This window comes from Aliirhizobium cellulosilyticum, from assembly GCF_014198105.1.
GTDB lineage: Bacteria > Pseudomonadota > Alphaproteobacteria > Rhizobiales > Rhizobiaceae > Neorhizobium > Neorhizobium cellulosilyticum.
In genome coordinates, this window is sequence record NZ_JACIGW010000001.1 from 242,033 (window position 1) to 253,536 (window position 11,504).

At 60.2% G+C, this 11,504-nt stretch carries 14 protein-coding genes; 8 read left to right on the forward strand and 6 right to left on the reverse strand.

The genetic code is table 11. The features are described 5' to 3' along the window. Nucleotides 1–14: 14 nt before the first annotated feature. From GGE33_RS00975 to GGE33_RS00990, 4 genes are all read left to right on the forward strand, one after another. Entirely contained in the window at nucleotides 15–1,289 is a 1,275-nt protein-coding gene (locus tag GGE33_RS00975) for a DUF763 domain-containing protein (protein ID WP_183820903.1), read from the forward strand. 157 nt (nucleotides 1,290–1,446) lie between these two features. Further along, nucleotides 1,447–2,478, forward strand: a complete 1,032-nt coding sequence (locus GGE33_RS00980; protein WP_183820904.1) for an alpha/beta hydrolase — start codon at nucleotides 1,447–1,449, stop codon at nucleotides 2,476–2,478. Nucleotides 2,479–2,611: 133 nt separating this feature from the next. Continuing rightward, the gene (locus GGE33_RS00985; protein WP_183833732.1) at nucleotides 2,612–2,824 is read left to right on the forward strand and encodes a hypothetical protein; all 213 of its coding nucleotides are present in this window, start codon (nucleotides 2,612–2,614) and stop codon (nucleotides 2,822–2,824) included. Between the two features lie 83 nt (nucleotides 2,825–2,907). Then, complete coding sequence (locus GGE33_RS00990; RefSeq protein WP_183820906.1) at nucleotides 2,908–3,459, forward strand: hypothetical protein; 552 nt, start codon at nucleotides 2,908–2,910, stop codon at nucleotides 3,457–3,459. 25 nt (nucleotides 3,460–3,484) lie between these two features. On the opposite strand, the gene GGE33_RS00995 is transcribed toward GGE33_RS00990, so the two are convergent. Both GGE33_RS00995 and GGE33_RS01000 read right to left on the reverse strand, forming a co-directional pair. Further along, on the reverse strand, nucleotides 3,485–4,687 hold the full coding sequence (locus GGE33_RS00995) for a pyridoxal phosphate-dependent aminotransferase (protein ID WP_183820907.1): 1,203 nt from the start codon (nucleotides 4,685–4,687) through the stop codon (nucleotides 3,485–3,487). Between the two features lie 11 nt (nucleotides 4,688–4,698). Further along, complete coding sequence (locus tag GGE33_RS01000; RefSeq protein WP_183820908.1) at nucleotides 4,699–5,343, reverse strand: TetR family transcriptional regulator C-terminal domain-containing protein; 645 nt, start codon at nucleotides 5,341–5,343, stop codon at nucleotides 4,699–4,701. Between the two features lie 174 nt (nucleotides 5,344–5,517). Here GGE33_RS01000 and GGE33_RS01005 point away from each other — a divergent pair, with 174 nt between their 5' ends. Together GGE33_RS01005 and GGE33_RS01010 are read left to right on the forward strand one after the other, a co-directional pair. Beyond that, on the forward strand, nucleotides 5,518–6,072 hold the full coding sequence (locus tag GGE33_RS01005) for a helix-turn-helix domain-containing protein (RefSeq protein ID WP_183820909.1): 555 nt from the start codon (nucleotides 5,518–5,520) through the stop codon (nucleotides 6,070–6,072). An 89-nt stretch (nucleotides 6,073–6,161) separates the two neighbouring features. Continuing rightward, entirely contained in the window at nucleotides 6,162–6,749 is a 588-nt protein-coding gene (locus tag GGE33_RS01010) for a phosphoribosyltransferase (RefSeq protein ID WP_183820910.1), read from the forward strand. On the opposite strand, the gene GGE33_RS01015 is transcribed toward GGE33_RS01010, so the two are convergent. Further along, entirely contained in the window at nucleotides 6,746–7,495 is a 750-nt protein-coding gene (locus tag GGE33_RS01015) for an endonuclease/exonuclease/phosphatase family protein (RefSeq protein WP_183820911.1), read from the reverse strand. The genes GGE33_RS01010 and GGE33_RS01015 overlap by 4 nt on opposite strands. 57 nt (nucleotides 7,496–7,552) lie before the next feature. Here GGE33_RS01015 and GGE33_RS01020 point away from each other — a divergent pair, with 57 nt between their 5' ends. Continuing rightward, nucleotides 7,553–8,494 carry a putative bifunctional lysylphosphatidylglycerol flippase/synthetase gene (locus GGE33_RS01020; protein WP_246435673.1) on the forward strand — a complete coding sequence of 314 codons (942 nt, stop codon included), beginning with the start codon at nucleotides 7,553–7,555 and terminating at the stop codon, nucleotides 8,492–8,494. On the opposite strand, the gene GGE33_RS01025 is transcribed toward GGE33_RS01020, so the two are convergent. Both GGE33_RS01025 and GGE33_RS01030 read right to left on the reverse strand, forming a co-directional pair. Next, nucleotides 8,474–9,982, reverse strand: coding sequence for a phospholipase D-like domain-containing protein (locus GGE33_RS01025; protein ID WP_343062174.1), 1,509 nt, complete (start codon nucleotides 9,980–9,982; stop codon nucleotides 8,474–8,476). The genes GGE33_RS01020 and GGE33_RS01025 overlap by 21 nt on opposite strands. An 88-nt stretch (nucleotides 9,983–10,070) precedes the next feature. Then, nucleotides 10,071–10,277, reverse strand: coding sequence for a hypothetical protein (locus tag GGE33_RS01030; protein ID WP_183820914.1), 207 nt, complete (start codon nucleotides 10,275–10,277; stop codon nucleotides 10,071–10,073). A gap of 410 nt (nucleotides 10,278–10,687) precedes the next feature. On the opposite strand from GGE33_RS01030, the gene GGE33_RS01035 reads away from it, so the two are divergent. Then, nucleotides 10,688–11,194 carry a ferritin-like domain-containing protein gene (locus GGE33_RS01035; protein WP_148143074.1) on the forward strand — a complete coding sequence of 169 codons (507 nt, stop codon included), beginning with the start codon at nucleotides 10,688–10,690 and terminating at the stop codon, nucleotides 11,192–11,194. Between the two features lie 6 nt (nucleotides 11,195–11,200). Here GGE33_RS01035 and GGE33_RS01040 read toward each other — a convergent pair whose 3' ends face one another. Then, nucleotides 11,201–11,413 (reverse strand): hypothetical protein, encoded by a 213-nt coding sequence (locus tag GGE33_RS01040; RefSeq protein WP_148143075.1) that lies wholly within the window; start codon nucleotides 11,411–11,413, stop codon nucleotides 11,201–11,203. Nucleotides 11,414–11,504 lie beyond the last annotated feature (91 nt).

Consider the following 11,504-nt stretch of genomic DNA (forward strand, 5'->3'; position numbering starts at 1 on the left):
GCCTATAACGGGGCATGGCTCAACGTTCAGGCAGTGCCGATCTTCCGCTTCACAGCGGCCGGGTTCCCCGGTGGCTCGGCGAACGCATGACCCGGCTCGGTGCTATCATCACCGAAGCAATCGTCATCCACTACGGCCGTGACGAACTCCTGGCGCGGATGGCGCATCCCTTCTGGTTCCAGTCCTTCGGCGCCGTGATGGGTATGGACTGGCACTCGTCAGGGATCACCACCAGCGTCATCGGTGCGTTGAAGCGCGGGCTCACGCCTTTATCCGGCGAACTCGGCATCCATGTCTGCGGCGGGCGCGGCAAGAACTCGCGCCAGACGCCGGAGGAGCTGATCGCCATCGGCAATCGCGTCGGCATCGACGGCGGAGCCCTCGCCCAGACCAGCAAGCTCGTCGCCAAGGTGGACAGTGCCGCCGTGCAGGACGGGTTCGATCTTTATCTGCACGGTTTCATCGTCACCGATGACGGCAAATGGGTGGTTGTGCAGCAGGGCATGAACGATGCGCGGCGACAGGCGCGGCGCTATCACTGGCATTCGGAGGGGTTGAAGAGCTTTCTCGATTCACCCCATGCGGCCATCGAAGGCAGAGGGCAGGGCGAGATCGTCAATCTGGCGGATCACCGGGCGCTTGCCTCGCGCAGCGGCCAGCTCGATCTGCTTGCCTCGCTCGGGCCGGACAGAATAGTCCGCGAAGTCATTTCGCTCGATCCCTCGCGGATGAGGAAACCCTCAGCGCAGCCGATGTTGCCGCATCTGATCATGCCGGAGCATCACGATGTCCGCGAAGAGGATGTCAACATGCGACGCCTTCACGGTACGCTCGCCGCCGCTGCCGATCGTGGGCCGAAGGATTTCGAGGATCTGCTGATGACGCCCGGTGTCGGCGCCCGCACCGTTTCGGCGCTCGCCATGGTGGCGGAAGTCGTGCATGGCGCGCCCTGCCGTTTTTCCGATCCTGCGCGTTTCTCACTCGCCCATGGCGGCAAGGACCGGCATCCGTTTCCGGTGCCGCTTAAAGTCTATGACGAGACGATCAGGGTTATGAAATCCGCCGTCGGCAAGGCAAGGCTCGGCCGCGAAGAAGAGCTGCAGGCTTTGCGTCGCCTAGACGACCAGGCGCGGAGCCTCGAACGCTACGTCACCGGTCCGGATTTCAAGGAAATCATCGCCGGCGAGTTTCGCCATTCGCATGAATGGGGCGGCCGCAGCGTTTTTGGCTGGGAGCCGCCGGAGGAGGAGAGCGACAGGCCGGAGCAGGGCGGAAAGCTCGCCCCTTAAGACCTTTCCCGATATTTGACAGCAATCACTTTGGCCTCCGACACAGTGTCGCGGCATGGGCTTTACTGCGGCCCTGCGGCATGTCGGCCGCTTGTCACAATCCGGCTACTCCCTAGGCTGCACATCAGGAGTCATGTGAAAGGGAGTAATCATCATCATGCCAGCCTTATTGGATCGCCGTCAGCTTCTCACCGCCGTCGCAGCCTCTGCGCTTTTGCCGGTCGCCGCACTTGCACAGAATTCCGGCACAACGCCGGTTGCTGTTGCGGGAAAGCCGGGTGAGATACCGCAGGGGATGAAGCTTCCGCTTCTGCCGCAGCTCGAAAGTTTTCCGATCTGGCCGGAGGGCAAGGTTCCGGGCAGCGCGGGAGTGGCGGCGAAGGAGGAGTGGATCCTGCGCAATCCGAAGGATGGTGATCCGAACGATACGGCCGCCATGCATGTCACCAATCCGATCCTGATGGTACAGCGGCCAGCCAAGCCGGATGGCTCGGCAATCCTGATGATTCCCGGCGGCAGCTATACGCGTGTCGCGGTGACCCGTTCCGGCAGCAGTATCGACAAGATCTTTGCCAGCCTGGGCTCGACGGTCTTCATCATGACCTACCGCCTGCCGCATGACGGTTGGGCTGCGGGCCCGGAAGCGCCGCTGCAGGATGCCCAGCGCGCAATCCGGTTGATCCGCCACCGCGCCAAGGAATTCGGCATCGATCCCGCCCGCGTCGGCGTTGCCGGTTTCTCTGCAGGCGGGCATCTGGCCGGCTGGCTGACGGAAAGCTTCGGCCGCGAAACCTATGCGCCGGTCGATGAGGCCGACAAGCTCCCGACCAAGCCGCTCGTCACCGGCATGTTCTTCCCCGTGATGACCATGATGGCGCCCTATGCGCATGAGACCTCGGTCAAGAACATGTTCCCCAAGGGCGGTACGGATGAGGAGAAGCGCAAGATCTCGCTGGAATTCAACCTTCCCGCCGACATGCCACCAACCTTCCTTGCCCATGCGGGTGACGACCCGGCCGTTGCGCCGGAAAACAGCCTGATCCTGTTTAACGCCCTGCGCGCCCAAAAGACGCCGACCGAACTGCATCTCTTCGAAGTCGGCGGGCATGGGCTGATCGAAAATGGCAAGGATCTTCCGCATCTGGCGCTGTTCGAGACTTTCGCGAAACGCCATGGCTTGTGGAAGTAAGACAAGCCGCAGCCGCCGGACAGTCTGCAAAAACTCCCGCGTGGCATCCGCGGGAGTATTGGCGCATGCCGTGCGGCCGACAATGGAACCCTCTGCCGGCCTGCGGTGTTATCGCATTAGCCTGGAGGAGGACATGATGACCCGTGGAAGCACATCGGAAGAAGCCACCCGCTTCGGCAGCAGCCAGCCCAATGTCGCCCGCAGTTGCGGCACCGGCGAGGCCATGTTCAAGACAAGACCGAGCGCAGAGAGTATCGAACTCAACAAGGCCCGCAAGGCATGCGGCGTCGGGGCCGATGCTGTCGAGCGCGACGAGCGTGTCGCCGATGCCGGTGATGCGGGCTGACACGGTTTGACGTGATGGCCGGAACAGGCGTTAGATCGGCGCTTCTGTTGGAAATGTGCGCCTCACTGCGCTAACCTTGCCGCATGACGAATCCGGTTTTCATTGGTGCTGCTTCGCCACTTTTTGCGGTGGCGGGGATTTATCTGCTCGTCCGCTGCATTGCGAGACTGTGGAAGATCATTTCGCCGAAGGTGAAATATCGCTTCCCGGCAGGAAGCACGCGGTACCGCATGAACCTGCCGATCGCCGGGCGGTACGTGGTCAGCGTCGTCATTCCGGCAATGACGTTCATCACCGGGGTTTCCTATTTTTCGGCCCGCTTTTCTATCACGCAGCAGCCGTCAGGTGTCGAGCTTGACTATCGCTCCTATGGCCGTTCGCTGTTTCGAACCGAGCGCACGGATATGAGCGGTCGCAAATCGTTTCCGCTGGGAGCATTCGAATGCCCCACGCCCGGTGATTTAGAGATCACCTGCGTCAATCCGGAGACGATACGGGAGAGTTTCCAGCTGGAAGTCTCGCCGCATGTACCGGCGCTCTATCTCGTCCCCCTGATCCTGATGACAATCCTGTCTTCATTCATGGCAATCGGCGGAGCGATCATCTGCATCTTATGGCTGGCGGGCAAACTGTGAGGCGCCCGCCGCCATCAGGTTTCGATCAGCGGATATGCAGCGGCGCTTCCTTATGCGCAACGATGCGTCCGGCCAGTTCGCCGATCCGCTTCATCGCGGTTTCCAGCACGTCTTCCGGCACGGTCAACGAGATGCGCAGAAAACCTGCGGCCTGATCGCCGAAGGAAGTGCCCGGCATAACCGCGACCTTTTCCTCGCGTAGCAGTTCCCAGGCGAATTCCTCGCCGTTGAGGCCCGTTGCCGTCACGTCGAGCAGGATGAACATGCCGCCTTCGGGAGGCATTGGTTTTACGAGATTGCTGCCGGCAAAGGCCTTTTCGACGATTGCGGCGCGGCGGGCGTAATTCTGGCGCATCACGTCGGCGGTGTCGAAATGCCTGGAAAGCGCCAGCGCCGTCATATCGGAGATGAAGGGCTGCACGCCGAAGAGCATGGTCTCGGAGACCGGCAGAAGCCGTTCGCAGAATTCCTCCGGACCGGCCGCCCAGCCGGAGCGGAAGCCGGGTGTGGCATGGGATTTCGAGATGGAGGAGACGGCAATCGTCCGCTCTGCCAGTTCCGGCAAGTCGAAGGGCGAGGCGAATTCGGTGCCGTCGAAGATCAGCTGTTCATACACTTCGTCAGAGATGATCCAGAGATCTCGGCTGCGGCAGACTTCACCGATCGCGGCGATCTCGGCTTTGGTCAGCACGGCGCCGGTCGGGTTATGCGGCGTGTTCAGGAGCAGCACGCGGGCTTCCGGGGTGATGGCGCGTTCGAGATCCTCGGCCTGAAGGTGGAATTTCTTCTCGGGCCGCAGCGGCACCGGGATCATGTGGGCGCCGGTCGAGGCGATCACGCCTTCATAGGTCGCATAAAGCGGATCGCCGACCAGCACGCCGTCGCCTGATTCCACAAGGCCGGTCATCACGCCGTAAAGTGCTGTCTGGGTGCCGGGGAAGCAGAGGAAATTCTTTTCAGTTACGCCCTTGCGGCGCTTCGAATATTTTTCGACCAGTGCTGTCAGCACTGCCGGTTCGCCGCGGCCGTTGGAATAACGCGTTCGCCCGGCATACATGGCACGCGCGGCCTCATCCAGCAGTGCGGTGTCGGGCGCCACATCCGGCTCTCCGATCGTCAGTTCGATGATCTCCTCACCTTCCGCCTTCATCCGCCGGGCGGTGAGATGCAGGGCCCAGCGGCCGGAGCCGAGATGGGCAAGGCGGTCAGTGATCGAGGCATAACGCATGCGTGGCTTCCTTACTTTTCCGAGGCCAGTTCGCCCGGGGTCAATCTCAACAGCGCCTCGACGGAGGCAAGCGCCGCATCGGCGAGTTCGTGTTCGTCAAACAGATCGGCTGCAAGCGTGCCTTCCAGCCACAATCCATCGATCAGCGCGTTTAGCGAGATCGCAAAGCTGCGGCATTGTTTTGGCGAAAGCGCGGTGCCTCGCTCATCGAAGAATGCCGACAGAAGTGTTTCGACTTCCCGCAAAAACGCGAGATAGTTATCTCGGTGAATGGCGGCAAAACTCGGGTCTATCTGGATGTGGCTGATGAAGGCGGCCCAGAGCGATAGTGTTCGGCTGTCGGTTACAGGCGGCGTCAGGTTGGCGATGATGAAACGGCGAAGCCGTGCCCCTGGCGCCTCGTCCTCGCGGGCGGCCTCAATCGCGGTCTGTGTCATGCCGTTCATCACGGCGCGGTATGCCGCCTCCAGCATCTGGTCCTTGCCGGTGAAGTAATGCCGGATGAGGCCAGCCGTCACACCGGCGCGGTTGGCGATCTGGCGCACCGTGGCACCCTGAATGCCGACTTCCGCTATGCAATCGAGCGTCGCCAGGATCAGGTCTTCGCGGCGCTCAGCCTCGCTGGCGCGGGTATAGGAGCGGCGGGCTGGTGCCATATCGTCCTCACGCTCTTTTTCTTGCTGCCGATCCTGCCGTTATTATACGACTGAGTAATTTCCGTATAGCAGCAACTCGGTGGTCTTGTCCTCTCGTTGCGGAAATTGCTTGTCTCCTATATGAACTGAATGTCTACTATCTGAGACGGTTTAGATGCATGGAGCGTTGTTGAAATGGAGCGTGATCCTGCGGACGCGATAGCTTTCATGCTTAAGCGGGAGAGGGAGGCGCGCAAATGGTCGCTTGCCGATCTCGCCCAGCGATCGGGCGTATCAAAGGCAATGATCAGCAAGATCGAGCGCCGGGAAGCGAGCCCGACTGCAACAGTGCTCGGCCGGCTTTCCGGTGCTTTCGGCGTGCCGCTGTCGGTTCTGATCGCATCGGCCGAAAAGGTCACTGAAAGGTTGAGCCTTTCGGAAAGGCAATCGATCTGGACGGATCCCGAGACGGGTTATCTCAGAAGAGCGATTTCACCCGCCGGTGCGCGGGCAGAGCTGATAGAAGTCCGGCTACCTGCAGGTGCCTACATCACCTATCCGGCCTCAGCCTTCGCCTTTCAGCAGCAACAGATCTGGATACTCGAAGGGTGTCTCGATTTTTCCGAAGGCGGTGTCGAACATGAACTGAAAGCGGGCGATTGCCTTCTGCTCGGCCCTCCCAGCGATTGCGCTTTCTCGAACCGTGGCCCGTTGTCAGCACGATATCTGGTCGTCCTTTCTCGCAGCTAGATCCCGTTTCGTGTTATGCTGTCGGAACAATCGGCTGATGTTACTGCTTTGTCCTTGAAAGTACGAAAAACTCTGGGAGGAGGAATTTCATGCAGGCTGAGCCCCATCCATCCGGTCTTACCGGGCGTAACCTGGCGGGACGCGAGCTGGCTGACCAGCTTTCGGCGCTTTCTCTTGAGCATATCGTGCTTGTGGCACTTTCTCCCGAAAGCGTCGATCTTGCCTTTGATGCCGCGCAGCGTCTCGGTTGCGAGCTGGACCTTCTGCTTGTCGGGCGAATTCCTGCGCCGGGTCACCCCGAAAAGACGATCGGCGCGGTTCTCGATTTCGAGGTGCCGCAGGTCGTGATCGATGAGGATCTGGCGCGCGCGTCGCATGTGCCTCCGGGTTATCTCAATACCGAGCGCCAACGACAGCTGTCGGATCTCGAACGCCGCCACGTCATGTATCTCGGCGATAATGATGGCCCCTTCCACGATCATGCCGGAAAACACGTGGTGATCGTCGATCATGGGATTGAGGCATCCATTCTCCAGTTGGTGCTGAAGCGGCTCGGCGAGATTGGTGCACATTCCGTCCGCGTCGCCCGGGTTTCTTCAACCAGCGAGCCGCCGGACGATCGGGCAGTTACGCAGTTCCTGAAACAGGCGCGACGGCTTCAGAAGCTGCTGCACTAGATTTCGATTGTCGCCAGAAGCGGCAGATGGTCCGAAGCGAGCCTTGCGAGAGGGTTGGCAATGACCTCTACCCCTGTCACCGAAACTTCCTTCGATGCAAATATGTGGTCGAGCCTTAGCAGCGGAAAGCGTGATGGGAAGGTCGGGCGCAATTGCCCGGCCATATGGGTGCGTACATCCGTTAAGGCACCGGCGAGCCGTTTATAGGGCGGGCTGGAGGGGATCGAGTTGAAGTCGCCGAGCATAACGACCGGCTGGTCGGACATACGGTCACTGCCCAGCCATTCCGGACCGAGCAGGATTTCCGCCTGACGCATCCGGTCGATGCGTCTGAGGCCCAGATGGGTATTGATGACCTGCAGGCGCGTTTCACCGACCTCGACTTCGATCCAGATTGCGCCACGCTGTTCCCCCACCGAAGGCAGAGGACCTGCCTTGACCAGTTCCGCCGGCAGGGCAGTCAGGATCGCATCGCCGTAGCGTTCTTCCTCGACATCGAGGGCAGCGTGGAAATGATGCTTCATCTTGAGGATTTCGGCGATCGTGTGGGCCTGATCGATACCGCCGGTTCGTCTCCGTCCGACATCGAGTTCCTGCAGGCCGATGATATCCGGTTGCGCCGCGGCGATTACTTCGGCAACGCGCTCCGGCGCAAGCCGGCGATCGGTGCCGATACAACTGTGCACATTATAGGTCAGAAGTTTCAGGCGACGGAAAGCCGGCGATCTGGCGGGTGGTGATTGCATAGGGCTGGGAACACCTGTCGCGCGTTTTCGTTCCCCACCTGTAAGAAGGCAGGAGGCATGATGATCGGCAGGAAGCATATTTTACAACTGGGTGTCCTTGCTGCTGTCTGCATTGCCGCCTTTCTCGTCTATCGCAGCCTTGGTCGCTATACGTTCGATGAAGTGGCGGATGCGGCGCAAGCGATCCCTCTCGACAGGCTTGGCGCTGCACTGATCTTCGTCGCGGCATCCTATCTATGCCTCACCGGCTTCGACACGCTTGCGGTCCGCTATGTCAAAAGACCACTCGTCTGGAGGCAGGCGGCGCTTGCATCCTTCTGTGCTCTGTCGATTGGTCATAATGTCGGCATGGCGGCGCTCAGCAGCGGTGCGGTGCGTTACCGGTTCTATTCTCGCTGGGGGCTGACGGGTGGGGAGATCGCCAAGGTCATCGGCTTTTGCGGCATTACCGTCGGTCTAGGGCTCTCGAGCCTCGCAGCGATCGTTCTGCTTTTAGATCTGGGACCGGATACCGATCTTTTCGGTATTGGTCAGGAGACGAGAGTGGCGGCAGGTCTTGCCTGCTTCGCCGGCCCGGTTGCTTATCTTCTTGTCTGCGTCTTCAGGATCCCGGTGCGGTTCCGCAAATGGCGTCTCGATCCGCCGTCCCCCGGTCTCGCGATCGCGCAGATCGGCATCGGCACGCTGAATTTCGCCTGTGTCGCGGCAGCGATCCACCAGTTGATGGCAGTGTTCGGCGATATCAGCTATTTCGAGGTTGCCGGTGCTTACGTCACGGCCAATGTCGCTTCATTGATCAGCCATGTTCCGGGCGGGCTCGGCGTGCTGGAGGCGACGATGCTCGGCATCCTGCCGGGCGCCAAGATCATCGGTGCGCTCGTCGCCTTCCGGGTTCTCTATTTCTTCGTGCCACTGATGATAGGCCTGCCGACATTTCTTGCCAGCGAGGCCTATTATCGACGCCGCCCGGACAGCTTTTCAAAACATTCGATGGGGTGAGCAGCGCGAGACGAGGCGGCGGAAACCGGCCTGAATCTGCGGGATCGGCCAGAAGGGCTGTTTCGGATCGATGATGCTGGTGCCGGGAATGGATTCGGTCTCGCCCTTTTCGACGTCCACGTCGAAGGGTTTCAGGTGTCGGCCGTTGACGTTGAGCATCTCGATCGTGCGGATCAGCGAGCCGGTCTCTTCGAAATGCTGGCGCACCAGCGCCGGATCGGCCGCCATGTGTTCGGCAAGCAGATCGATCCGCAGTTCCGCAATGGCGGCGCGGCCGGCGGCATCCTGCGGTTCCATCGCCAGATCGCTCTCGGTATCGAGGCCTTCCGAGCGGTTGTTGAGGTTGGAAGATCCGACACGGACGAAATGGTCGTCGGCGATGATCAGCTTGGAATGGACGATAATCTCCCGCTCGCCACCCTTTTCGTCCGGCGTCACCGCATAAAAGACTCTCAGCCGGTCATATCGGTCGGCGCGTTTCAGCCGGCGGATCAGCCGTGTGCGGTTATGGCCCATCATCAGCTTTTCGAGAAAGCCGTGGGATTCGCGGGTGACGAGCACGACGATCTCGGGGCCGTTCTGTTTACGCAGGCGCCGTGCGAGCGTTCGGGCGACGCCGAAGGAGGCGAGATATTGTGTCTCGATGTAGAGATGCTTTTCGGCAGCCTTCAGCGCATCGTGGGTCAGGCGGATAGCCTCGCGATGACCGCGGCGGCCTTTCCACTTCCATGGCTCGGTCAGCGCCAGGCCGGTCGGGCAATAGGTGAGTGCTGGCTTGAGATCGGACGGCCAGGGCGCGGGGCCGGGTACGTCAACGGATGCAAGTTCCTCGCCATGAGTCTTCCTCCATCGGCGGCGCGCGACATCGCCGATCAGCTTTGCCATGTCACCGGTGACGATGGTTTGCATGTCGTGGACAGGGCCATAGGAGGTGCCATCCGGCGAGATGCGATCAGGATTGACGATTGTGTGCTGTCTATCGTCCCAGCGTCGGGCCGTCAGGTCAATGCCGCCGAGAAAGGCGGTCTTGTCGTCTATCGCGACGATCTTCTGGTGGTGGCTTGCCCTTAAAGGGTGGCGGAAGTCGAAGCGCAGATCGATGCGCGGATGATCCGCCCAGTCAATCTTGCCGAACATCCGAAAACTCTTGCCGGAATAGATCGGTCCCATGCCCCAGACGAGAATGCGGATTTCGAGTTCCGGCTTCTCCTCGACCATGCGGCGCAGCAGCGTGCCGATCGTTTCTGAACCCTCATCCCGCGGGCGCAAGCGGATGTCGGGATTAAAGTCCCAGCCGACGATGAAGATCGATCTTTTCGCCTGACGCAACACGTCGTCGAGACGGAGGAAATAGTCTTCGCCGTCTATCAGGAACGCAACGCGTTCCGCTTTCGCCGAGCGCCAGACATTTCTGCCGGGCTTTATCACCCGCGTGCGATGAAGCACCGGATCAATCAGATCATAATTGGAAAAATTGCTCACGTCCACCTTGCGCCACCTCGTCATTTCTGACGGATGAACGCCACGATTTCGGTTTTTGTTCCCGCTCCAGCTTCCTAAGCGGTCTTCAAAAGGCTTAGCCGGCCTTCTGGGTCTGTTGCGTGGAGACCTTGGTATCGAACGAACCGACATAGGTGTCGTCGACCATCTGCATGGCAACGAATACGGAGGCCAGGATACCGGCGGTCACTACCAGCAGCTTCCAAAGGCACGGTTTGAACTCGGCTGGCTGCTGGGACCGAGCTGCAACGCTGCTCGGCATGCTCTTACTCGATACTGTCATGTCGTTCTCTTCTATGCCGCCGGTTACACCGCATTTCCTGGCGGCATGTACACGGGCGGTCTGTTTGTCTCATCCGGATTGGGGACTGGCGCCTCATCGGGCAGCCTGTCAGGTTCCGGCTCGTTGATCGGTGGATCTGGAGCCCATCCTGGCGCCGGCATGGGCGGCTGCTCTGTTGGCTCTCTTGGATCTTCGATCATCGGCGCCTCCATTAATGCATCGGTAACCCCGGGCGCAAGTGATGGTTCCCATCTTTTTAACAAGTGCTGATATGCCGCAGATGCATCCCTTGAGGGCATCTCGAGGCAATTTCGCGTTCAATGTCAGGGAACTTCCCGTTATGGTTCGGGGTTGCCATTGGCGATCACGAGCCCGTGTATTATCTGTGGATGAGACGAGGGAGGAGCTGCATGACCCATGCGAAGGACAATTTCATTGCCTGGCTGAAAAGCGCCCATGCGATGGAGGAGCAGGCGATCACCTCTTTGACCGCGCAGACGCGGCGACTGGAAAACTACCCGGACCTCAAGGCACGCATGCTCGAACATCTTGAGGAAACGCGCAGCCAGGCGGACGCGCTGCAGAGCCTTCTCAACGATTTTTCCGGTGCGCCGTCCGCACTCAAGGATATTGCCGGGCGCATCGCCGCGACCGTGCACGGAATTCCCGCGCTGGTGATGAATGACGAGGTGGTGAAGTTCACTGCTCAGGCCTATGCGTTCGAACATCTGGAGATCGCGACCTATCGCATGCTGATCGCGGCTGCCGACGAGCTGGGAGAAACCGAAGCCCAGGCCGTGTTCGAACGCATCCTTGCGGAAGAGATGTCGATGGCAAGCTGGCTGGAAGACAATCTCGACCCCATCACCCGGGTTTTCCTGATGCGCGATGAACGGGATTTGCAGGCGAAGCGTTAGCCTTGTTCAACCATAGAAGCTGTGCCCATCGAAGTGACGATGAAGGCTCTTTTCGTCCTTCACGCCGCGCTGATAAAGCTGAATCATCTCAACCGCCACATTGCTTGCCGCAGCGCTGCTGCCGGGCAGGCCGTGTTCCATGCAAACGTCATCGAACACGCGCTTCAGGAACGCAAGCTCGTTAGGGTCGAACGTATGTGTTGCTACTGCGGGTATCATGTCTTGCCTCCATCATGGGGGCGAAAGAACTTCAGTGACGACCTGTCGTCTTTCAGTCGCCGGCGCCCTACACATCAGCCAGCGATGGGGT